Annotated in this window: 20 protein-coding genes; 5 read left to right on the top strand and 15 right to left on the bottom strand. The window is 70.2% G+C overall.

Annotation, left to right across the window (positions count from 1 at the left end):
- Positions 1-158: 158 nt before the first annotated feature.
- The 4 genes from AB0D85_RS45975 to AB0D85_RS45960 all read right to left on the bottom strand — a co-directional run bounded on the left by AB0D85_RS45975 (position 159) and on the right by AB0D85_RS45960 (position 4833).
- Positions 159-1442 carry an aspartate aminotransferase family protein gene (locus AB0D85_RS45975; RefSeq protein ID WP_362335347.1) on the bottom strand — a complete coding sequence of 428 codons (1284 nt, stop codon included), beginning with the start codon at positions 1440-1442 and terminating at the stop codon, positions 159-161.
- Positions 1439-2281: a nitrilase-related carbon-nitrogen hydrolase gene (locus AB0D85_RS45970; protein ID WP_362335344.1), complete on the bottom strand. Its 843-nt coding sequence runs from the start codon at positions 2279-2281 to the stop codon at positions 1439-1441. The genes AB0D85_RS45975 and AB0D85_RS45970 overlap by 4 nt, the downstream gene beginning before the upstream one ends.
- Before the next feature lie 229 nt (positions 2282-2510).
- The gene (locus tag AB0D85_RS45965) at positions 2511-4445 is read right to left on the bottom strand and encodes a hypothetical protein (RefSeq protein WP_362335339.1); all 1935 of its coding nucleotides are present in this window, start codon (positions 4443-4445) and stop codon (positions 2511-2513) included.
- Between the two features lie 136 nt (positions 4446-4581).
- On the bottom strand, positions 4582-4833 hold the full coding sequence (locus tag AB0D85_RS45960; protein ID WP_362335336.1) for a helix-turn-helix transcriptional regulator: 252 nt from the start codon (positions 4831-4833) through the stop codon (positions 4582-4584).
- A gap of 44 nt (positions 4834-4877) precedes the next feature.
- Here AB0D85_RS45960 and map point away from each other — a divergent pair, with 44 nt between their 5' ends.
- The 3 genes from map (at position 4878) to AB0D85_RS45945 (ending at position 10424) form a co-directional block, all read left to right on the top strand.
- Complete coding sequence (gene map / locus AB0D85_RS45955) at positions 4878-5657, top strand: type I methionyl aminopeptidase (RefSeq protein WP_362335333.1); 780 nt, start codon at positions 4878-4880, stop codon at positions 5655-5657.
- Between the two features lie 283 nt (positions 5658-5940).
- Complete coding sequence (locus tag AB0D85_RS45950) at positions 5941-7785, top strand: ABC transporter ATP-binding protein (protein ID WP_362335330.1); 1845 nt, start codon at positions 5941-5943, stop codon at positions 7783-7785.
- 92 nt (positions 7786-7877) lie between these two features.
- Entirely contained in the window at positions 7878-10424 is a 2547-nt protein-coding gene (locus tag AB0D85_RS45945; protein WP_362335327.1) for an ATP-dependent Clp protease ATP-binding subunit, read from the top strand.
- Positions 10425-10472: 48 nt separating this feature from the next.
- On the opposite strand, the gene ggt is transcribed toward AB0D85_RS45945, so the two are convergent.
- Positions 10473-12269, bottom strand: coding sequence for a gamma-glutamyltransferase (gene ggt, locus AB0D85_RS45940; protein WP_362335324.1), 1797 nt, complete (start codon positions 12267-12269; stop codon positions 10473-10475).
- A gap of 143 nt (positions 12270-12412) precedes the next feature.
- Here ggt and AB0D85_RS45935 point away from each other — a divergent pair, with 143 nt between their 5' ends.
- Positions 12413-13177 (top strand): hypothetical protein, encoded by a 765-nt coding sequence (locus AB0D85_RS45935; protein WP_362335321.1) that lies wholly within the window; start codon positions 12413-12415, stop codon positions 13175-13177.
- 116 nt (positions 13178-13293) lie between these two features.
- Entirely contained in the window at positions 13294-14865 is a 1572-nt protein-coding gene (locus tag AB0D85_RS45930) for a CocE/NonD family hydrolase (RefSeq protein ID WP_362335318.1), read from the top strand.
- Positions 14866-14907: 42 nt separating this feature from the next.
- On the opposite strand, the gene AB0D85_RS45925 is transcribed toward AB0D85_RS45930, so the two are convergent.
- From AB0D85_RS45925 to AB0D85_RS45880, 10 genes are all read right to left on the bottom strand, one after another.
- Positions 14908-15789, bottom strand: coding sequence for an amino acid ABC transporter permease (locus tag AB0D85_RS45925; RefSeq protein ID WP_362335532.1), 882 nt, complete (start codon positions 15787-15789; stop codon positions 14908-14910).
- Positions 15786-16430, bottom strand: a complete 645-nt coding sequence (locus AB0D85_RS45920) for an amino acid ABC transporter permease (RefSeq protein ID WP_362335315.1) — start codon at positions 16428-16430, stop codon at positions 15786-15788. The genes AB0D85_RS45925 and AB0D85_RS45920 overlap by 4 nt, the downstream gene beginning before the upstream one ends.
- 11 nt (positions 16431-16441) lie before the next feature.
- Entirely contained in the window at positions 16442-17377 is a 936-nt protein-coding gene (locus tag AB0D85_RS45915) for a glutamate ABC transporter substrate-binding protein (RefSeq protein WP_362335312.1), read from the bottom strand.
- A 16-nt stretch (positions 17378-17393) separates the two neighbouring features.
- Positions 17394-18137 carry an amino acid ABC transporter ATP-binding protein gene (locus tag AB0D85_RS45910; RefSeq protein ID WP_362335309.1) on the bottom strand — a complete coding sequence of 248 codons (744 nt, stop codon included), beginning with the start codon at positions 18135-18137 and terminating at the stop codon, positions 17394-17396.
- Between the two features lie 159 nt (positions 18138-18296).
- Complete coding sequence (locus tag AB0D85_RS45905) at positions 18297-18704, bottom strand: DUF6278 family protein (protein WP_362335306.1); 408 nt, start codon at positions 18702-18704, stop codon at positions 18297-18299.
- Positions 18705-18720: 16 nt separating this feature from the next.
- Positions 18721-19500 (bottom strand): exodeoxyribonuclease III, encoded by a 780-nt coding sequence (locus AB0D85_RS45900; RefSeq protein ID WP_362335303.1) that lies wholly within the window; start codon positions 19498-19500, stop codon positions 18721-18723.
- 36 nt (positions 19501-19536) lie between these two features.
- Entirely contained in the window at positions 19537-20172 is a 636-nt protein-coding gene (locus AB0D85_RS45895) for an MBL fold metallo-hydrolase (RefSeq protein ID WP_362335300.1), read from the bottom strand.
- Positions 20173-20240: 68 nt separating this feature from the next.
- Positions 20241-21560: a 4-carboxymuconolactone decarboxylase gene (gene pcaC, locus AB0D85_RS45890; protein WP_362335297.1), complete on the bottom strand. Its 1320-nt coding sequence runs from the start codon at positions 21558-21560 to the stop codon at positions 20241-20243.
- Between the two features lie 30 nt (positions 21561-21590).
- On the bottom strand, positions 21591-21884 hold the full coding sequence (locus tag AB0D85_RS45885; protein ID WP_362335294.1) for an HNH endonuclease: 294 nt from the start codon (positions 21882-21884) through the stop codon (positions 21591-21593).
- A 164-nt stretch (positions 21885-22048) separates the two neighbouring features.
- Positions 22049-23086, bottom strand: a complete 1038-nt coding sequence (locus AB0D85_RS45880; protein ID WP_362335292.1) for a tyrosine-type recombinase/integrase — start codon at positions 23084-23086, stop codon at positions 22049-22051.
- Positions 23087-23144: the final 58 nt, after the last annotated feature.

The following is a 23144-nucleotide window of genomic DNA, read 5'->3' as shown; positions in this document are numbered from 1 at the left end:
TGTCGACTGCGGCGCCGTCGTGGCTGGTCGCGCAGTTCCCCGCGCCCCTAACGGGGCGCTGCCTGAGGCCCCTGTAAGGGGCGCGGGGAACTGCGCGACCAGCCCCCACCGGCCCGCAGATCCCCACACGGCGTGCCGCAGCGCTTCCCGCAGAGCGCCTAGTAGGCGCTCCTCAAGGCCTGTTCGAGAATCGTCGCGCCCTCCTCCGCCTCGGCCACCGTCAGGGACAGTGGCGGGGCGATGCGCAACGCGCTCGTGTTGTGGCCGCCGCCCTTGCCGATCAGGAGGCCGCCCTCGCGGGCCGCTTCCAGGATGGCCGAGGCGGACTTGGGGTCGGCCTCGTCCGTGCCGGGCTTGACCAGTTCGACGCCGATCATCAGACCGCGGCCCCGGACCTCCCGGACGCCCGGCAGTTGGGCGCCGACCGCGCGCAGGCGCTCGATGAGCAGGCCGCCCACGCGGCGGGCGTTGCCCTGGAGGTCGTGGTCCAGGAGGTACGACAGGTTGGCGAGGCCCGCCGCCATGGTGATCTGGGTGCCGCCGAACGTCGAGATGCTGTTGGAGTCCAGGCAGTTCATGATCTCGGCGCGGGCCACCACACCGCCGATGGACATGCCGTTGCCGATGCCCTTGGCGAAGGTGAGGATGTCCGGCGGGCCGCTCTGGCCGTGCGCCTGCCAGCCCCAGAAGTGCTCGCCGGTGCGGCCCCAGCCGGTCTGCACCTCGTCGGCGATCCAGAGGATGCCCTGCTCCTGGAGGACCTTGCGGAAGGCGGCGTACAGCCCGTCGGGCGGGGAGGTGAAGCCGCCGACGCCCTGGATGGGCTCGGCGATCAGGGCGGCCGGCGGGCGGGTGTGGCCGAGGAGGTCGCGCAGGTCGTCGACGCAGGCCGCGATGAAGTCGCGGTCGTTCAGCTCGGCGAACGGGCCGCGGGTGCGGACGCCACCATGGACGTACAGCGTCTGCAGGGGCGAGAGGGAGGTCGGGGACCAGCCCTTGTTGCCGGTGATGCCGACCGCGCTGAAGGAGCGGCCGTGGTAGCTGTTGCGCATCGCCAGGATGGTGTTGGTCCGGCGGTATGTCGTCGCGAGCAGCAGCGCCGTGTCGTTGGCCTCGGTGCCGGACGTGGTGAAGAAGACCCTCGCGTCCGGGATGCCGCTCAACTGGGCGATGCGCTCGGCGAGTTCGACCATCGGGCGGTTGAGGTAGAGCGTGGAGGAGTGGATGATCCGCCCGGCCTGCTCGCTCACCGCCTTCGTCACCTCGGGGAGCGCGTGCGCGGTCATCGTGGTGAGGATGCCGCCGAAGAAGTCGAGGTAGCGGTTGCCCTCCGCGTCCCAGACGTGCCGGCCCTCGCCGTGCGTGATCTCCAGCGGCTCGTCGTAGTAGAGAGCCAGCCAGTCCGGCAGGACCTGGCGGTGGCGGGCGAAGAGGTCGTTCACGGCTGTACCAGCCCTTCGTAGGCATCGGGACGGCGGTCGCGGTAGAAGGCCCACTGCTGCCGCACTTCTTCGATCAGGTCGAAGTCGAGGTCGCGGACGACGAGTTCCTCGCCCTTGTCGCTCGCGACCTCCCCCACGAACTGCCCACGTGGATCAACGAAATAGCTTGTCCCGTAGAAATCGTTGTCCCCGTACTCCTCCTGGCCCACCCGGTTGATGGCGGCGATGAAGTACTCGTTGGCGACGGCGGCCGCGGGCTGCTCCAGCTGCCAGAGGTAGGCCGACAGACCGCGCGAGGTGGCCGACGGGTTGTAGACCAGCTGGGCGCCGTTGAGGCCGAGTTGCCGCCAGCCCTCCGGGAAGTGGCGGTCGTAGCAGATGTACACGCCGATCCTGCCGACGGCGGTGTCGAAGACCGGCCAGCCGATGTTCCCGGGCTTGAAGTAGTACTTCTCCCAGAAGCCCTTGACCTGCGGGATGTGGTGCTTGCGGTACTTGCCGAGGAAGGTGCCGTCGGCGTCGATCACGGCGGCGGTGTTGTAGTAGAAGCCGGACTGCTCGACCTCGAAGACCGGGACGACGATCACCATGCCGGTCTCGCGGGCGAGTTCCCGCATACGGCTGACCGTCGGGCCGTCGGGGACCGGCTCGGCCCAGCGGTAGTGCTCGGGTTCCTGGACCTGGCAGAAGTAGGGGGCGTTGAAGACTTCCTGAAATCCGATGATCTTCGCGCCTTGGCGGGCCGCCTCGCGGGCGTACTCCTCGTGTTTCGCCACCATGGACTCGGTGTCGCCGGTCCAGGTGGCCTGGACCAGAGCGGCGCGTACGACGTTGGCCATGAGCTGCTCCTTCTACGCCCGTAGAGGGTCGAAAGTAAGCCTCCTTGGAGTCCTTGCCAAGACCATCGTCGTTAAGCCGCCGAGTCGATCGCGTTTCTTACCTGGCTGGCGGATGCGGGGGCCGGTTCGTCGGCGCCGTCGGGGCTCGGGAGCGCTTCGGAGTGCGGGTGCGTGGGGGCTGGCCGCGCAGTTCCCCGCGCCCCTTTCGGGGCACTCCAGTACTGGTCGGTCAAGCGGCTAGGCCCGCCACCCGCAGTGCGTGCAGCAGGTCCCAGTAGCGTTGGTCCGAGATGTACTGGGCGGAGCGGAGGAGGAGGGGGACGAGGCGCTGCGGGTCGGGTTCGGCACTGTGGGCGGCCTCCTCCGGTGTGCAGACCTGGACGTAGGTGTCCAACAGGGCCCGGGCCTCGCGGTGGCGGCCCTCCGCGTCCAGGGCGAGGACCGCCTCGCCGATCTCCGCGGCGGGGCGGACGACGCCCTGGCGCAGTATCTGCCGGCCGTCGGCGGTCCGGCCCGCGACGGTCAGGGCGTCCGCGGCGGCCACGAGCCGGGCGGGCGGCAGCGAGGCCGCCTCCCAGAGCAGCGTGGCCCAGTCGGCGCCGAGTCCGGCCCGCTGGAGGGCATCCGCGAGCGCCGGGAAACGGGCGGCGGGCCACTGCGTGACCTCGGCCAGGAGCGCGTGCGCCTCACCGGTACGGCCCTCCGCGCGCAGCCGTACGAGCCGTTCCACGGCCCCGGCCACGGCCTGCGCCGCCTCCTCGTCGGGCTGCTCCACGGCCGGTTCCGGCCGCACCGGCGCCTGGGCGGCTCCGGCGAACCGGGCCCCGCGCGGGGTACGACGGCCGGTGGGGGCCGCAGGCACGGACGCCTCCGGAGTCACCGGTACGACGGAGGCCGCGGCCTCGTCCTCGGCCATGCCGGCGAACCGGGCACTGCCCCGCCGCCGCTTGCGCTGCTTGGCAGGCACCGGGGCGGGCGCTTCACGCGCTTCGGGCACTTCGGGTGCGCTGGCCGGTGCGGGCGTGCCGTGGTACACCCCGGCGCCGAACACAGGCATCCCGCCCGCCAGCGCCTCGGCGCCAGGCGTAGACATTCCGTCCACCAGGGGCCCGGCGCCAGGCGCACGCACCCCATCCGCCAACGCCCCGATGTCGGACGCAGGCATCCCGTACGCCAGCGCCCTGGTGCCAGGCGCAGACATTCCGTCCACCAGGGGCCCGGCACCAAGCGCACGCACCCCATCCGCCAGGGGCCCGATGCCACGCGCAGACATCCTGCCCGCCAGCGCCCCGGCGCCCGGCGCAGACATCCCGTCCGCCAAGGGCCCGGCGGCCGACGGGCCACCCGTCGTCTGCTCGCCGCCCGTCATCCGCTCGGCGCCCGTCATCCGCCCGCCGGCCACAAACCGCCCGCCGACCGGTCCCTCTGCCGGCAGCCCATCCCTCGGCCCGCTCGTCGGAATCCCATCCCTCGGCCCACCCGCCAGCGGCCCTTCCCCCGGCTCGCCCGCCGGGCGGCCGGAGCGCAGGTCGTCCGTCCCCGCGGCGTCCGGATCCCCCGCCGCACCCCCTGCGAAGGCGCCGTCGGCTCGGACCACGGTCCCGGCGGGACCCCGTTGGATGGCGTGTGCGCCGCGGAGTAGTTCGCCGAGGTCGGTCCGGCGGCCCAACCGCCCTATTCGTGAACGGAGTTCGGCGCAGCGTGCGGAGGCCCGTTCGTGGTCGTCGCGGGCCCAGGCGAGGTCGATGTTCAGGGCCTCGGCCGCCTCGTGGGAGTGCGCGGAGCCGAGCGCGCGGCCGAGTTGGGCCAGCCGTTCGGCCGCGTACCGCTGTTCGCGGAGCGTGGCGTCGAGGCGGTCTCCCAGATCCTCCCGGGCGCCCGGCCGGGCGTCGTACGCGGCGAGCGCGCCCGCGTGCAGCGACCTGGCCCGCTCGGCCTCGCGTGCGGCGGCCTCGGCGCCGTAGACGGTCGCGAGGTCCTGGAGGAGCGCCTCCACGACGTCCCAGGGCGGCACCTCGCGCCCGCCGAGGCAGGCCTGCATACCGTCCGGGTCGCGCTGCCAGAACACCGCGCACCAGCCGCCGCCCTGGTCCAGGCGCGCCAGGAGACCGTTCAGGTAGTTCGCGAACTCCCGTACCCGGCCCGGGAGTTGATCCACAGCCATCGCGCGCCTCCCGCCAACTCCCGCCAGACCGGAACACTCCAGTCCCGTAGGCAACACCAGTTGTGTTACGGGGTTGCTACGAGGAGTTTTCAGCGGGCGTGCGGAGACCTCATTGCGGGATCTTGACCGATGCGCGTCAGGTGACGACCAGGGCGCAGCGCTGGACGAGTTCGTCCATGGACAGGCCGAGGGCGCGGGCCAGTGCGGCGACGGTGAAGAAGGCGGGGGTAGGCGCCCGGCCGGTCTCGATCTTGCGGAGGGTCTCGGCCGAGATGCCCGCCTCCGCCGCCACCTCCGTCATGCTCCGGCCGTCGCGCGCCTCGCGCAGCAACTGCCCGAGCCGCTCGCCGCGTTCACGCTCTTCCGGGGTGAGAGGGGTGCGTACCATGCCACCATTCTAACCCGGTCTAACAAACCGGTATAGTAATTGGCATGATGGAACTGAAGACGGACACATCGATCGATGCCATGTACGAGGCGGGACAGGTGGTCGGGCGGGCCCTGACGGCCGCGCGGGAGGCCGCCGACGTCGGCGTCTCCCTGCTCGAACTGGACGAGGTGGCCCGGGAGGTGCTGCGCGATGCCGGAGCCTCCTCACCCTTCCTCGGTTACCGGCCCACCTTCGCGCCCACCCCGTTCCCGGCGGTCATCTGCGCCTCCGTGAACGACGCGATCGTGCACGGCATCCCGACCGCGTACCGGCTGCGCGACGGCGACCTGGTCTCCATCGACTGCGGCGCCGAACTGAACGGCTGGGTCGGCGACTCGGCGATCAGCTTCACGGTCGGCAGACCGCGCCCGGCGGACGTACGCCTCGTCGAGACGGCCGAGCGGGCGCTCACGGCCGGTATCGCGGCAGCGGTCGTCGGCAACCGCATCGGCGACATCGCGCACGCGATCGGCCGGGTGTGCCGGGACGCCGGCTACGGCATCCCGCAGGACTTCGGCGGACACGGCATCGGCCGCCATATGCACGAGGACCCCGGCGTGCCCAACGAGGGCCGCCCGGGCCGCGGCCTCCCGCTCCGGCACGGCATGGCCCTGGCGATCGAGCCCATGCTGATCGGCAGCGGCCGGGACGACTACCACGCGGCTCCCGACGGGTGGACCCTGCGCACGAACGACGGCTCCCGCGCGGCCCATGCCGAGCACACGGTGGCGATCACGGAATCCGGGCCGCGCATCCTCACCGAGCGGAATTCAAAGGCGTGACACAGCTCGCCCCCGAGCTTCTCTTATTACAGCGTGCCGACCCATGAATTCCCTGTGCCGCTGAGTGGCCGCCGCAATGCGCCCGTATACATATCCGTGACGGGCGGAGAAAAGGCCGCCCAATCAGCGAAGGAGTTCTCATGGAAAACGTGCGCATGCGAGTACCGGTCCCCCGGCCCACGCGGCGGCGCCCGGTGCCTCCGCCGCCTCCGCCGCAGGGTCAGCGGCCGCCCCGGCCGAATACCGACGGCCGCTGACCGCGTGACGTAAAACTGCCCGTGGTGTGGGCCGCGCGAAGGCGAACCCGCCTTCGCCGGTCCGCGCCCGGCGCTACGGAGGGCGGGACGTGGAGCACGGCGTCATCGGTCGTCTGGCGAGCCTGGCCGGTTTCCGGATCCGGCGGCACGCAAAGGTTTCTGCGGCCACCGCGTTTCGCAGACTGTGGCCGCTCACCCGGCCGGAAAGAATTCACCTCTGGACCGCCGTGGCATGCCAGACGATATCCGTCGGATGCGATACCGCGGCAATTCAGGTTTTCTCCTATCTCACCGACAAGGTACTCACCTCGGCCGAGCCGACGAAATTCTGGAAACCGGCGGGACTGTGGCTGGCGGTGGCGCTGCTGGGCGCGGCCGTGACCTTTGTCGCCCATCAGCTGACCAGCCGGGTCGAGGAGGGTTTCCGGCTGCGCTGCCGCGACGAGGTGTTCCAGCACGCGCAGCGGCTGCCTCCGCACTACTACGAGAACAATCCGCCGGGCGACCTGCTGGCCCGGTTCACCGGGGACATCGACGAGGCGGAGCACGTGGTCGCCTCGGGACCGGTGCAGTTGCTCAACACCGCCGTCAGCCTGCTCTTCTTCGCGGGCGCCGCGCTGTGGCTGCGCTGGGAGCTGGCCCTGCTCACCTTCGCCGCGGCACCGGTGCTGTGGCTGGGCACGCGCCGGCTGTCCCGCCCGATCAGAACGCTCTCGCGGGCGGAGCGCGACCGGTACGGGGAACTGGTCGACGCCCTCGACGAGAACATCGCGAACATGCCGGTGGTGCAGGTGTACAACCGGCAGGACACCGAGCGCGACCGGGTGCACGAGCGCGGCGCCGCGCGGATGCGCAGCAGCCTGGCCCGCGCCCGGCTGGCCAACGCCTATCTGCCCCTCGCCAACGTGGTCGAGTCGGTGTCCGTCCTCGCCGTGGTCGGTGCGGGCGCCTGGGAGATCGCCGCGGGCCGGCTGACGGTCGGCGGACTGCTGGCCTTCGCCGCCTACCTGGGCTACCTCTATCCGCAGGTCCAGGCCCTCGGCGGCCTCGCCGTGAGCGTCTCCTCCGCCACCGCCGCCTGCGAGCGCCTCTTCGAGGTGCTGGACACCCGCCCCGCCGTCAGCCGCACCGCGCCCCGCGCCGACGGCGACACCCGGCCGGGATACGGCGGCGCCCGGGGCGTGGTCACCCTGGACAACGTCGGCTTCACCTACCCGGGTGCGGACCGCCGGACCGTCACCGGCCTCGACTTCACCGCGCGCCCGGGACAGCTGGTCCTCGTCGAGGGCCCCAGCGGCTCGGGCAAGTCCACCCTGGCGAAACTGCTGCTGCGCTTCTACGACCCCACCGAGGGCCGCATCCTGCTGGACGGCCGGGACATCGCGGGCCTCCCGCTGCGCAGACTCCGCGAACTGATCACACTGGTTCCGCAGGATCCCATGCTCCTCGACGGCACCATCCGCGAGAACATCGCGTACGGCCGTCCCGGCGCCGACGAGCAGAGCGTCCTGCGCGCGGCCGAGGCCGCCGACGTGGCCGGCTTCGCCCGCCGTCTGCCCCACGGCTACGACACCGCCGTGGGCCCCGGCGGACGGCTGCTGTCGGGCGGACAGCAGCGGCGGGTGGCCATCGCGCGGGCGCTCGTGCGCGACAGCCCGGTGCTGGTCCTCGACGAGCCGACGACGGGTCTGGACGCCGAGTCCGCCCGCCGTGTGATGGAGCCGCTGCGGTGGCTCATGGCGTCCCGCACCACCTTCCTCATCACGCATGATCCCCGGCTGGCCGCCCTCGCCGATGCCGTCCTGCCCGTCGGGCCGCTGCCGGAACTCCTGGACGTGCCCCCCTCCGGCGGGCGTGCGAAGGTGGTGTGAGCGGGCCCTGCAGGGGCACCCGCGTGGGCCGGCACGTCGACCAGCGAGCGCGTCCCCCAAGGCGCCGGGACGCCGGAACGGAACGAACGCTCATGAACAGCGGCTACCCCGGACCGGGCGACTACGGACAGGACCCCTTCGGAGACTTCCTCGCACGCTTCTTCGGCGGCGGCGGAGCGCGCCAGGGCCCCCGGCAGATCGACATCGGCAGGCTGCTGAGCCAGCCGGCCAGAGAACTCGTCAAGGGCGCCGCCCAGTACGCCGCCGAACACGGCAGCCGGGACCTGGACACCGAGCATCTGCTGCGGGCGGCCCTCTCGGCGGAGCCGACCCGCTCCCTGCTCAGCAGGTCCGGCGCGGACCCGGACTCGCTGGCGACGGAGATCGACGGCCGTGCGGGGCCGGTCCAGCACCCGCCCGGCGAGGCACCCCCGCCGACCTCGCTGTCCCTCACCCCCGCCGTGAAGCGGGCCCTCCTCGACGCGCACGACCTGGCGCGGGCCAGCGGCACCGGGTACATCGGCCCCGAGCATGTGCTGGGCGCGCTCGCCGCGAACCCGGACTCGGCCGCCGGGCACATCCTGAACGCCGCCCGTTTCGCCGCCGCGGGCCTGCCGCAGGACACCGCGGAGACCGACCGGTCCGCCCCCGGGACGGACCATCGGCGCCGTACGAACACGCCGACGCTCGACAAGTACGGCCGTGACATGACCGAGCTGGCCGGGCAGGGCCGTATCGACCCGGTCATCGGCCGCGACGACGAGATCGAGCAGACCATCGAGGTGCTGTCCCGGCGCGGCAAGAACAACCCGGTGCTGATCGGCGACGCGGGCGTCGGCAAGACCGCGATCGTCGAGGGCCTGGCCGAACGGATCGCGGACGGGGATGTGCCGGACATCCTCTCCGGACGCCGGGTGGTCGCCCTCGACCTGTCCGGCGTGGTCGCGGGCACCCGCTTCCGGGGCGACTTCGAGGAGCGCCTCAACACCATCGTGGGCGAGATCCGCGCCCACTCCGACCAGTTGATCGTCTTCATCGACGAACTGCACACCGTGGTCGGCGCCGGGGGCGGCGGCGAGGGCGGCGCGATGGACGCCGCCAACATCCTCAAGCCGGCCCTCGCCCGGGGTGAGTTGCATGTTGTGGGCGCGACCACCCTTGAGGAGTTCCGCAAGATCGAGAAGGACGCGGCGCTGGCCCGCCGCTTCCAGCCGATCCTGGTGCCCGAACCGACGGTCGCGGACGCCATCGAGATCCTGCGCGGACTGCGGGACCGCTACGAGGCCCACCACCAGGTCCGCTACACGGACGAGGCCCTGGTCGCCGCCGTGGAACTCTCCGACCGCTACCTCAGCGACCGCCGGCTCCCCGACAAGGCGATCGACCTGATCGACCAGGCGGGCGCCCGCGTCCGCCTCGGCGCCCGCACCAAGGGCAGCGACGTGCGCGCCATGGAGCGCGAGGTCGACCAGCTCACCTGCGACAAGGACCAGGCGGTCGCCGACGAGCAGTACGAGCGGGCCACGCAACTGCGCGACCGTATCGGAGAGTTGAAGAAGCGGATCACGGAGGCGTCCGGCGAGGACGAGGTCGACGAGGGCCAGCACCTGGAGGTGACGGCCGAGGCGATCGCCGAGGTGGTGTCCCGGCAGACCGGTATCCCGGTCAGCAGCCTCACCCAGGAGGAGAAGGAACGGCTGCTCGGCCTGGAGGCACATCTGCACCAGCGGGTCGTCGGCCAGAACGAGGCGGTCGCCGTCGTCTCCGAGGCGGTCATGCGCTCCCGCGCCGGGCTCGCGAGCCCGAACCGGCCGATCGGCAGCTTCCTCTTCCTGGGCCCGACCGGCGTCGGCAAGACCGAACTGGCCCGCGCGCTCGCCGAGGTGCTGTTCGGCAGCGAGGACCGGATGGTCCGCCTGGACATGAGCGAGTACCAGGAGCGCCACACGGTCTCCCGCCTGGTCGGCGCCCCGCCCGGCTACGTCGGTCACGAGGAGGCGGGCCAGCTCACCGAGGTCGTCCGCCGCCACCCCTACTCGCTCCTCCTCCTCGACGAGGTCGAGAAGGCCCACCCGGACGTCTTCAACATCCTGCTCCAGGTCCTGGACGACGGCCGTCTGACCGACTCCCAGGGCCGCACGGTGGACTTCACCAACACGGTCATCGTGATGACGAGCAACCTCGGCTCGGAGGCGATCAACCGCCGCGGCGCCGGCATCGGCTTCGGCCCCGGCGGGGAGAAGGCGACGGAGGAGGCCCGGCGCGAACAGGTCCTCCGCCCGCTCCGCGAGCACTTCCGCCCGGAGTTCCTGAACCGCATCGACGAGATCGTCGTCTTCCGCCAGCTCACCGGCGACCAGCTGCGCCAGATCACCGAGCTGCTCCTGGAACACACCCGCCGCATGCTGCACGCCCAGGGCATCACGGCCCACTTCACGGACACGGCGGTCAACTGGCTGGCAGAACACGGCTACCAGCCGGAGTACGGCGCCCGACCACTGCGCCGCACCATCCAGAGAGAAGTCGACAACCAACTGTCGCGGCTACTCCTGGACGGCACAATCACGGAAGGCAGCGAGGTGACAGTGGAGGAATCGAAGGGCCACTTGGAGTTCCGCCCGGCGAAAGCGCCCCTCTAGGGGCGCGGGGAACTGCGCGACCAGCCCCCACGCACCCGCAGTCGGCATCTACGGCGCAGGATCCACGACCTGAGCCGACCCCCCACCCCGCCGCACAGTCTCAGCCGCCGCCAGCCACTTCCCACCAGGCAACCGCTGCACACCAGTAGCCGCACCGATCTCCGGATTCAAGCTGAACGCATGCCCGATGGCCTCCAACTTCCCCCTCAACACGGGGTCGTTGTACAGCGCCGGCTCAAGCTCGGTCTTCGCCGCGTTCCGCTGCGATGCCCGTGGCGCGGCGATCGCGTCCACCAACGGCAGATGCCGGTCGATGAACTCGGTCAGCACCTGCAGCACGGTGGTGATGATGGTCGCCCCACCGGGCGACCCCACGGCCACCACAGGTCGGTTCGCCTTGTCCAGCACGATCGTCGGCGAAATGGAAGACCGCGGCCGCTTCCCGGGACCGGGCAGGTTCGGGTCGTGCACCGCGGGGTTCGCCGGCGTGAACGAGAAGTCGGTCAGCTCGTTGTTGAGCAGGAACCCCCGCCCCGGCACGGTGATCGCGCTGCCACCGGTCTGCTCGATGGTCAGCGTGTAGGAGACGACGTTCCCCCACTTGTCGGCGACCGTGAGGTGGGTCGTGTTCTCCCCCTCGTACGTGGTCGGCGCCGCCGTACCGGTCGAGCCCGGCTCGTTGGGATCACCCGGCGCGACCGGGCTGGTCAGCACCGAGTCGTCGTGGATCAGGGCGGCCCGCTCGTCGGCGTACCGCTGCGACAGCAGCCCCTTCGTCGGCACGTCCTCGAACGCCGGGTCGCCGACCCACCGGCCCCGGTCCGCGAACGAGATCCGGCTCGCCTCGATGAAGTGGTGCAGGTACTGCACCTCGCTGGCCTTCGAAAGGTCGGTGTTCTCAAGGATGTTGAGCGCCTCCCCGACCGTCGTGCCGCCCGACGAGGACGGCGCGATCGAGTACACCTTCAGTCCGCGGTACGACGTCTCGGTCGGCGCCTGCAACTTGGCCCGGTAGGCGGCCAGATCCTGCGCGGACAGCTTGCCCGCACGCGCCTTCCACCCCGAACTCGGATCCACCGGAGGGTTGTTGACCGTCGTGAGGATGTCCTTGCCGAGGTCTCCCTGGTAGACCGCTCCGGTCCCCTTCTTCCCCAGCTCCTGATAAGTGCGGGCCAGATCGGGGTTCTTGAAGGTGGACCCGACCACCGGCAGCTGCCCGCCCGGCAGGAACAGCTTCGCCGTGTCCGGGAAGTACCGGAACCGTGTCTCGTTCGCGGCGGTCTGCGAGCGGAAGGTGTCGTCGACGACAAACCCCTTGCGGGCGATCCGCTCGGCCGGTTTCAGGACCGTACCGAGCCGTTCGCTCCCCCACTGGTCCAGCGCCGTCTGCCAGGTGGCCGGCGTCCCCGGAGTGCCGACGCTCAGACCGCTGCTGACCGCGTCCGCGAAGGCCAGCGGCTGGCCGTTCTCCACGAACAGGTTGGAGTCGGCGGTCAGCGGCGCCGTCTCACGGCCGTCGATCGTGTGCACCGTACGGGACTTGGCGTCGTAGTAGACGAAGTAGCCGCCTCCGCCGATGCCGGAGGAGTAGGGCTCGGTGACCCCGAGCGCGGCGGCGGTGGCGACGGCCGCGTCGACCGCGTTGCCGCCCTTGCGCAGGACCTCTATACCGGCGGCCGAGGCGTCCTCGTCGACGCTGGCGACCGCACCGCCGTATCCGACGGCCACCGGGACTTTCGTGGCGGTCGTACCGCCGGAGGCGGCCGGCGGTGCCGCCGCTCCCACCGACACCACGGCGGCCGAGACCGCCAGAACCGTCAGTTTCCGCGCGACAGGGCGACGCATCCGCACCTCCAGTTCACGAACGTCAGCGCAGCGTATCCATAGGGCCGGGGCCCCGACAGGCGCATTCAAGGCACTGTCATATGACTGCCACACTTCGAACACGGGTACGTTCAGGCCACCTGTGCCCGCTAGCATGCGCGCCCATGAATGACGACCTGCGCAACATTGTCCTCGGTGTGGTGGCCGCCGGCATCAGCGCCGCCCTCGGCTGGCTGGCCCGCACCTACGTCTGGCGGCGGAAGCTGCGCCGCAAGCAGGCCTTCTTCGGACTGCCGGAGAACTCCGAGTCGCTGCTGGTCGTCAACCGCGATCCGGCCACCTCCGAACCGGCCGTCCACCGTTTCGACGTGTTCGCGCTCCTGGAACTGGCCGCGCTGATCAAGGACTGCGGGGCGAACCTGCAGATGGTGACGCAGGACAACGTCCAGCAGGGCTTCGGCGAGCGTACGGAGTTCTGCGTCGGCGGGCCCGGCTCGAATCGTCGCATGCTCGCCCACATGTCGGCGATGCTGCCCGGCATACGCGTCAACATCGACCCGGAACCGGGCCCGGACCGCGGTGCCTTCCAGATCGGCGCCGAGCGCTACCGCCTCGATCCGGGCATCACGGAGTACGTGCTCCTCGCCCGCCTCACCGCCGGCCAACGCCCCGACGCCCGGCCGGTGTTCCTCTTCTGCGGGCAGCGCGCGATCACCAACCAGGCGGCCACCCGCTACCTCGCCCGCAACCACGAGCGGCTCGCCCGCAAGCACGGCAAGAATTCCTTCGTGCTGCTCCTCAAGGTCGTCAACTCGCAGGCGTACGGCCCCGACGTGGTCGAACTCGTCGAGGACGTCACCCGGGCCGCCCAGGCACCGCTGCCGCCCACCGCGACCGAAACCGCACACACCTCGCACCGCGCCTCCTGAGTACCTGCACCATTCAACAATCGTTACTGGCACGTAACTTACCGACGGGTTACTTGCGGTAGGGAGTCGCGGTTACCGTCTGGTCACTTTGCACTGACACGAGTGAGGAGTGGCTGATGGGACACGGTCGTCGCACCACCGCTTTGCGTACCTCCGCCGCGGGAGCCGTCTCCGCGGCCCTGATCGCCGGCTGCGTCGTCGGCCTGGCCCCGGCCGCCCAGGCCGCCGCCTCCGTCCGCTTCGTCGACATCACCGGCGACGGCGGCACGGTACTGAAGGCGAACGTCGTCACGCCCGCGGACGCCGGCGCCACGCGCCGCTACCCGCTCATCGTGCTGCCCACGAGCTGGTCGCTGCCCCAGGTCGAGTATCTGGCCCAGGCCCAGAAGCTCGCGAACTCCGGTTACATCGTGCTCAGTTACAACGTGCGCGGGTTCTGGCAGTCCGGCGGGCGGATAGAAGTGGCCGGTCCGCCGGACGTGGCGGACGCGTCGAAGGTCATCGACTGGGCCCTGGCCCACACCGACGCCGACCCGCGGCACATCGGCATCGCGGGGGTGTCGTACGGCGCCGGGATCAGCCTGCTGGCCGCCGCGCACGACAAGCGGATCAAGGCGGTCGGCGCGCTCAGCGGCTGGGCTGACCTGATCGACTCGATCTACTCCGGCCGTACCCAGCATGTCGAGGCGACCGCGCTGCTCGACGGTACGGCGACCCTCACCGGGCGCGAGAGCCCCGAAGTCCGGCAGATCTTCGACGACTTCTACGCGTCGAACCTCGCCCGGGAACAGGACATGATCGCCTGGGGGAGGAAACGTTCCCCCGCGGCCTATGTCGACCAGCTCAACAAGAACGGCGCGGCCGTCTTCATGGCCAACGCCTGGAGCGACAGCATCTTCCCGGCCAACCAGTACGCCGACTTCTACCAGAAGCTGACCGTCCCGAAGCGCCTGGAGCTGCGTCCCGGCGACCACGCAACCGCCGAGCTGAGCGGTCTCCTCGGGCTGCCCAACGACGTGTGGACCGACACCGAGCGCTGGTTCGACCACTACCTCAAGGGCGCGGACAACGGCATCGACGGCGAGCTGCCCGTCCAGCTCAAGTCCCGTACCGACGGCGGCTACGAGGGCTACCCGGACTGGAAGTCGGTGGGCTCCACCCGCAGGAAGCTCGCCCTCGCCGGTTCGACGACCATCCACGCGAACGTCGACTCGGGCGCGGACGGCGGGGTCGTACTCCTCTCCGGCCTCCTGGACCAGATAGCCCAGCTGCCGCCGGTCGCCTCGATCCCGCTGCTGCCGCGCCGCTGGGCCGCCGTCTGGCAGTCCGAGCGGTACGGCAGCACCCAGCGGGTGCGCGGCACCGCCCGGTTGCACACCACCCTCACACCGACCAAGGAGAGCGGCACCCTCGTCGCCTACCTCTACGACGTGGGCCCGCTCGGCCTCGGCAAACTGGTCACCCACGCGCCGTACACCTGGTACGGCCGCACGCCCGGCAAGGCGTTCGACGTGGACCTGGACCTGTTCTCCACGGCCTACGACGTACCGTCCGGCCACCGGCTCGCGCTGGTGATCGACACGGTGGACCCGCTCTACATCGAGCACAACCCGTCCGGCGCGCAGCTGACCTTCTCCTCGCCGGTGGACGACCCGTCGTACGTGTCCGTTCCGCTGCGCGAGCAGTGATCTCCGGCTGCCGCCGGCCGGGCCTGGCCCTGGCTGCTGCTCCTACGGTCGAGGGGCCGTGGGGGCACCCCCACCGGGCAGCAGCGTCCCTGGTTCGGCCGGGGCCGCCTCGACGGCCTCGGTCTTGGGACTGTGCTGCTCCCGCCGGGCCACCCAGCCGGCGAACCACGAGAGCAACATGCACATCCCGATGTAGATCGGCGAGATCACCATCACCACAGGGATGAAGGGCAAATCGTAGTCGAGGTTGGATGCGATCAGTTTCCCGGCATGGAGGAACTCCTCGTAGGTGATGAGATAGCCGAGCGAGGTGTCCTTGAGGGCCACCACGAGCTGGCTGATGATGGCGGGCAGCATGGCCCGTACGGCCTGGGGCACCAGGACGTACGACATGACCTGGGTCTTGCGCATGCCGAGCGCGAACGCGGCCTCCCGCTGGCCGCGTTCGACGCTGTTCACCCCGGAGCGGAACACCTCGGCGAGCACCGAGCCGTTGTAGAAGGTGAGCCCGGCGACCAGGGCGGGCAGCGGCTGGACCTTCAGCGCCACGAAGATGAAGAAGATCATCACGAGGACGGGCATGGCACGGAAGAACTCCACGACCACGGTGGCCGCCCAGCGCACCGGGCGGTGCTCGGAGAGCCGTCCGGTGGCCAGCAGACCGCCCAGGGCGAGGGAGAGGACGGCCGCCATCGCGAAGGCCTTGAGCGTGTTGCCCAGCCCGCGCAGCAGGAGTTCCTGAATCCCCTTGTACGCGAAGGGCATCCACTTCGTGGAGGTGAACTGCCCGGTGTCGAAGAGGAGATAGAGGATCCAGGCGAGCAGGGCGAGGATGACGACGGTGGCCAGGACGCCGTAGAGGCGGTGGCGCCGGCGGGTCCTGGGGCCCGGGATGTCGTACAGCGCGGTGGCGGCCCCGGTCATCGGGCGACTCCCCATGCGCGCTCCATCAGGTGGAACAGGGCGCTGATGGCGAGGGTGATGACGAGGTAGCCGACGGCGATCCAGACGAACGTCCAGACGATGTTGTAGCCGAGCTCGCTCAGCGTCCGGTAGGTGCCGAGGAGTTCGGTGACGCTGAACGCGCCCGCGATCGCGGAGTTCTTGGCGAGCGCGATGAGGGTGGAGCCGATCGGCGGGATGACCGACCGGAACGCCTGGGGAAGGACGACCAGGTTGAGGGTCTGTCCGAAGGTCATGCCGAGGCTGCGGGCCGCCTCGCCCTGTCCCGTGGGCACGGTGTTGATGCCGGAGCGCAGCGCCTCGCAGATGAAGGCGGAGGTGTAGCAGCCCAGTGCGACGACCGCGAACACCTTGAAGGGCAGGACCAGTCCGAACCGGGGCAGACCGAGCAGCACCGCGAAGAACAGCAGGGTGAGCGGGGTGTTGCGGAGCACGGTGACCCAGGCGGTGCCGAAGACGCGGAGGGAGCCGACGGGCGCGACCCGGAAGGAGGCCATCAGGAAGCCCAGGACCAGGGCCAGCACCGAGGCGTAGACGGTGAGTTCGACGGTGCCGAGGAACCCCTCGGCGTACGTGTGGAAGTTGTCTGTCAGTACGTTCATGCCGTCCTCGCTCAGCTCGCGGGATAGCGGTCGATCGGGGGCGGCTGCGGGGCGGGTACGCCGGACAGGCCGAGCGTCGCCTCGTACGCCCTCTTCCAGTCGCCGTTCTTCTGGCGTGCCTCCAATGCGTCGTCCATCGCGAAGCGCAGGGCGGTGTCGCCGCGCGGGACGCCGATGCCGTACGGCTCCTTGGAGAAGGGCCTGCCGACGACCTTGAGTTCGTCGGGGGCCTTCGCCGCGTAGCCGATGAGGATGGCGTCGTCGGTGGTGACGGCGTCGACCTGGTAGGTGAGCAGGTTGTCGACACAGACGGAGTAGGTGTCGTAGGCGACCAGGACCGCCGTCGGGTAGTCGGCCTTGATCCGCTGGTACGGCGTCGAACCGGCCGCCGAGCAGACGCGTCGGCCGGTGAGGTCCTCGGGGCCGTGGATGTCGTTCTCGTCCCGGCGCACGAGCAGTGACTGGCCGGCCATGTAGTACGGGCCGGCGAAGCCGACGAGCTTCTTCCGGTTGTCGTTGATGGTGTAGGTGCCGACGTAGTAGTCGATCTGGCCGTTCTGCAGGGCGGTCTCGCGGTTCGCGGAGGCGATGGTCCTGAACCGGATCGTCCTGGGGTCGAGGCCGAGGGAGGCGGACATCATTCTGGCGATCTCGATGTCGAAGCCGGAGTAGACGCCGGTGGCCGGGTCCCGCTGGCCGAGGTAGGGCTGGTCCTCCTTGACGCCGACGACGAAGTAGCCGCGCTTCTTCGCCCGGGTCCAGGTCGGGGATGCGGGCAGCCGGAAGTCCCGCGCCACCTGGTAGGTGGGGAGTTCGTCGGCCGCCGGGCCCTTGCCCGGCGGGCTGCCCGCCTTGCCGCAGCCCGCGACGCCGGCGACGACGCCGAATCCGACGAGCAGTGCGGTGAGCAGGGCCGTGGCGGCGGGCACACGGGGGGTACGGAACATGGGGCGCGCTCCCCGCTCAGTGCTTGAGGATCTTGGAGAGGAAGTCCTTGGCACGCTCGCTGCGCGGGTCGGTGAAGAACTCCTCGGGGGCGCGGTCCTCGACGATGCGGCCGTCGGCCATGAAGACGACACGGTGGGCGGCGGAGCGGGCGAAGCCCATCTCATGGGTGACGACGACCATGGTCATGCCGTCCCGGGCGAGCTGCCGCATGACGTCCAGGACCTCGTTGATCATCTCGGGGTCGAGGGCCGAGGTGGGCTCGTCGAAGAGGAGGGCCTTGGGTTCCATGGCGAGGGCGCGGGCGATGGCCACCCGCTGCTGCTGGCCGCCGGAGAGCTGTGCGGGGAACTTCCCGGCGTGCGCCAGCAGGCCGACCCGGTCGAGGAGTTCACGCGAGCGCCGGTCGGCCTGGTCCCTGCTGCGTCCGCGGACCTTGATCTGGGCGAGGGAGACGTTCTGCAGGACGGTCTTGTGGGCGAACAGGTTGAAGGACTGGAAGACCATGCCGACCTCGGCGCGGAGCCTCGCGAGGGCCTTGCCCTCCTCGGGGAGCGGCTGCCCGTCGAGCATGATGGTCCCGGACTCGACGGTCTCCAGGCGGTTGATCGTCCGGCACAGGGTCGACTTTCCCGACCCGGAGGGGCCGATGACCACGACCACCTCACCCCTGCCGACGGTGAGGTCGATGTCCTGGAGGACATGGAGCTCGCCGTAGTACTTGTTGACGTCACGCAGCTCGATCAAAGGATCGACGGCCATACGCAGCCCTACCCACTCTCAGCTGTGTCGTGGTTGCCGCAAACTATCCAGCCGTGGGTGGACTGGGGGCACGACACGCACTTTTCGGGCATTAGCCGTATTTAAGCCGCGCTTATCCCCTGGTTCAGGGCCGTCTCTCTCCTGGTGCAGGGCCGTCGCTCAGGTCTCGGCGACCTCCGCGTACAGCTGCGAGAGCTCGGGGACACCGCTCGCGGCCCAGTCGTGGCCGGACTCGACGACCTCGAACTCCCGCCCGGACGACAGCCGTACGACCGGCTCACCGTCCGCCCGGATCTCCCATTCCGCGCCCGGCACGGTCCGGATCAGAACGGTGCCGAGATACAGCCCGGCGTCGGTGCCGAGCCAGGACACGGTCTCCTCGTCGTCGCGCCAGCGCGGCAGGAGCTGGTCGAGGGCCTCCAGAGAGGCCGGGGTGTCGTCGAGCGTGACACCCTCCTCGGCCGCCTGGGCGCGCAGCAGCTCGCACTCGGCGAGCAGATCGGGGTCGGCGGTGTGGGGCAGGTCTCCGGTCTTGCCGTGCTTGTTACCCAGAAACGGGATGTTCATGACCCCAGGTTGACACTCACACCTCCAGGTCCACCACCACCGGGGCGTGATCGGACGCGCCTTTCCCCTTCCGCTCCTCGCGGTCGACGTAGGCGTCCTTGACGGCCTTGGCGAACGGCTCGTTGCCGTACACCAGGTCGATGCGCATACCGCGGTTCTTGGGGAAGGCGAGCTGGCGGTAGTCCCAGTAGGTGTACGGGTGGTCGTACTTCAGCGGGCGCGGCACCACGTCGGAGAGGCCGGTCCCGCGCAGGGCGGTCAGGGCGGCGCGCTCGGCCGGGGTGACATGGGTGAGGCCCTCGAAGGCGGCCGTGTCGAAGACGTCGTCGTCCGTCGGTGCCACGTTGTAGTCGCCGAGGACCGCGAAGGGGCGGCTGCCGCCCGCGTCACCGGCCACCGCGGCCTGGAGCGCCTCGAACCACTGGAGCTTGTACGCGTAGTGCGGGTGGTCCACCTCGCGGCCGTTGGGCACGTACACCGACCAGACGCGGACCGGGCCGCAGGTCGCCGAGATCGCACGGGGCTCCTCGGCCCCCTCGTAGCCGGGGTCGCCGGGCAGCCCCTTGACCACGTCGCCCAGACCGACCTTGGAGAGCACCGCCACGCCGTTCCACCGGCCGGTCGCGTTCACCGCCGCCTCGTAGCCCAGCTCGCGCAGCGGCTCGAACGGGAACTGCCCCTCGGCGAGCTTGGCCTCCTGGAGGCAGAGCACGTCGGTGCCGCTGCTCTCCAGCCAGGCCAGGAGCCTCGGCAGGCGTGCGGTGATCGAGTTCACGTTCCAGGTCGCGATGCGCATGCCTCACAACCTACCGGGCCCCTCTGACAACGCGCCTCAGACGTCCGCCGAGCCCCCCGAGGCGAGCCGCAGGTGCTCCGCGCCGCCGAGGGCGCCGATCTGGCGGTCGTAGATCGGCCGCGCGAGGTCGGTGAGCAGGGCGTCGTGGATGTCGTAGGCGCGCTGCGGCTTGACCTCGCGGACGTAGTCGATGACCTCGGAGATCTTGTTCCAGGGGGCCATCACCGGGAGCATCAGCGTCTCGACCGGGTGGTCGGGGACGGTGAGGGCGTCGCCGGGGTGGAAGACCCGGCCGCCGTCGATCAGGTAGCCGACGTTGGTGATGCGCGGGATGTCCGGATGGATCACCGCGTGCAGCTCGCCGTGCACCTGGACGTCGAAGCCGGCCGCGGTGAACGTGTCGCCGTGGCCCACGGTGTGCACCCGGCCCGGGAAGGCCGCCGCGATCTGGTCGGCGACGGACTTCAGGGTCCAGATCTCGGCGGCCGGGTTGGCGTCCATCGCGGCCCGCAGCCGCCCCTCGTCGAAATGGTCGCCGTGCTCGTGCGTGACCAGGATGGCGTCGGCCCCGAGAGCCGCGTCCTCCTCGCTGAACCCACCGGGATCGAGGACGAGCGTGCGCCCGTCCTTCTGGAGACGCACGCACGCGTGGGACATCTTCGTGAGCTTCATGGTCACCATCCTGCCCCAGGCCGCCCCTCGGTCCTCGGCCTCGGCTCACGCGCCTCAGTCCCCGGGCCTCAGTCCTCGGGAGTGGTCTCCTCCCGTATGACCTGCTGGGCGACCCGGAAGGCGCTGTTCGCCGCCGGCACCCCGCAGTACACCGCCGCCTGCAGCAGCACTTCCTTGATCTCGTCCGGGGTGAGGCCGTTGCGCAGGGCCGCCCGGACGTGGAAGCCCAGCTCCTCCAGATGGCCGCCGGCGACCAGCGCGGTGAGCGTGACACAGCTGCGCGAGCGCCGGTCGAGTCCGGGCCGGTCCCAGATCTCGCCCCAGGCGTAACGGGTGATGAACTCCTGGAAGTCCCCCGAGAAGTCGTCGGCCTGCGCCAGCGCCCGGTCCACGTGCGCGTCCCCGAGCACCTCCCGGCGGACCTTCAGCCCCGCGTCGTACAGGTCGGGCCGCCCGAGCGGCTGCGGCGGTACGACGGGCGGGGCGATCTCGGCGATCGGCTTGACCTGGGGAGCGACCTGCGGCACAGCCTGGGGTGCGGCGGTCAGGACGGGCCGGCCCGGGGCGGCCGGGATGGCCATCTGGCCGGTGGTCGAGTCGTAGGCGGGCTGCCAGGCGGTGGAGAAGTGCCGTACCAGCAGGTCGGTGACGGCGGCGGGCTGTTCGACGGGGACCAGATGGGATGCGCCGGGTACGACCGCGAGCCGGGCGTCCGGGATCCCGGCGACCAGGGTGCGGGCCTCGGCGGGACCGGTGACCTGGTCGTCCGAGCCGACCAGGACGAGCGTCGGCACTCCGATGCCGGCGAGTTCGTGCCGCACGTCGAAGCCGGCCAGCGCCTCGCAGGCGGCGATGTAGCAGCCGGGGTCGGTGGTGCGGACCATCTGGACGGCCCACTCGGTGATCGCGGGCTGGGCGGCGGCGAACCCGCTGGTGAACCAGCGTTCGGGCGAGGTCCGGGCGATCGGGTCGAGGCCGTTCGTGCGCACGATCACCCCGCGCTGCCGGAACTCGTCCGCCGTCCCGAACCGGGGCGAGGCCGCGACCAGCGCGAGCGAGGCGATCCGCTCCGGGTGCCGCAGGGCCAGCTCCATGCCGACGGCACCGCCGAGCGCACAGCCCGCGTAGCCGAAGCGCTGCACGCCGAAGGAGTCGAGGGTGACCAGCAGCCGGGCGGTCACCTCGGCGACGGATCCGGCGGGATGCGCCGGGGCACCGCCGTGTCCGGGCAGGTCGTAGCGGAAGACCCGCCACTGCTGGATCAGCTCCGGTATCTGACGGTCCCACATGTGCCATGTGGTACCCAGTGAGGGACCGAGGATCAGAACCGGGGCGTCTTCTGGCCCGTCAAAGCGGTATTGCAGGGTGTTCGGCGGTGTCTCACTCACGCCTCAGACCCTCTCACGTATCACGAAATCTCACACGGCCCGGGGAACCCGACGGCTCTTGCCCCTCTCGGAGCGCCAGGTCCGGCGCTGCCGGAACCCTCGGGGATCCAGATACAAGCTCTCCGGCGTGTACGCGTGGCCGTGGGGCCAGTGCGTCCTCGTGGCTCGCGCGCTCTCCCAGTCCCTGCGCCGCAAAGCTTCCTTCTTTGGCACGGCTTCCAGGTGGTCCGGGTTGCAGCAAAGCGTAAAGTGCCGTCCCCAAGGATCGGCATGACGCACCTGGAAGCCCTCCGGAATCTCACCGACCAACAACCTGAACACCACACGGTGGACAAGCTGTGTCTTTCCCTCGTAGGAGACTTGGCCCTAGCCTGACTGCCCCTTCCCATTGCAGCTACCGGTCCACAGCCAGCAGCCGGTCTCCAGGTCCACCTCGATCTTGGCTGCCATACGGCTGGGCAGGTCGCCCGGCCGGTAGGCCGCCTGACTCAGGCTTGCCCCTCAGGCGCAGCACCGTGCAGGCCATCCCACGTGGTGGCGGCTTCGCGAAGATCCTCTACGTCGGGCTTCACGTACCACTTCTTGGTGGTCTTCACATTCGTGTGTCCAGCCCACCGCGCAAGGATGTGATCCGGCACGCCGTTGTTGGCCAGGTACGTGAGGCACGACGAACGAGCGTCATAAAGACGAACTCGGCGGAGACCGAGGATCACCATGAGCCGGTACGCGCGTCGGCGGAGCTGCTTGATGGTGAAGGCTTTTCCGGTCTCGTGCACCAGGACGTAGCCGGACTCTGCGTATGCCTCACCCAGAGCCAGCTTCTCCTTGGCCTGGAGGGCCTTGAACGGCCTGAGCGCAGCCAGCACTGGAGCCGGCAACGGGAGTTCCCGTTCACCGGCCAGAGACTTGGTGTCCTTCTCCACGACGTAGCGATTGCCCATCATGGTCCGCGTATTGGCTATGGTGATCGTGGCGTTGTCCAGGTCGACGTCTTCCCACCGGAGCCCACAGACTTCAGCCGGACGTAGACCAATGAGGGACAGCAGAAGCGGAGCGTAGAGCCGTTCCCCCTTGACGCCCTGAACGAATCTCTGAACCTCCTGGACGTTCCAGGGCTTCACCTCCTCCTTCTTCTTCCGTTCTTCCTTGCGCGCCCTTCGCGGAATGGTCACGTGCTGGGCCACGTTGATGGTCACCAGCCGACGCGTCACGGCTCGGTTGAGAGCGTCCTTCAGCCGAGCAAGGCTCATGTCCACGCTCGTCACTCCAAGCGGAGTTCCGGCCCTTCCACCGCGTACGCGCCCGTGCTTCAGAGCCCAGTGCATCCACCCTTCTACGTCATCTTCAGTGAGCTCCTGAAGACGGATGTTGCCCAACTTCCCCCGCACCCGGTCCAGGGTGATGCGGTAGTTGTAAATAGTGGTTTCTTCCAAGTCGTCAGCCTTCATGGCCAGCCACTGGTCGAGCCATTGATCGCGTCCCATGGAGTGCAACGCCGTTGCATTAGCCGTCAGGCCCGGCGTCAATGTCTCCGTCCTTGACCATCTTGAAGTCCAGTGTGTACGTCTGAACCGTGCGTGGATG

Source organism: Streptomyces sp. NPDC048277, from assembly GCF_040652235.1.
Lineage (GTDB): Bacteria > Actinomycetota > Actinomycetes > Streptomycetales > Streptomycetaceae > Streptomyces.
Note: the sequence above shows the minus strand (reverse complement) of the source record. Positions and strands in the feature narration are given on the sequence as shown.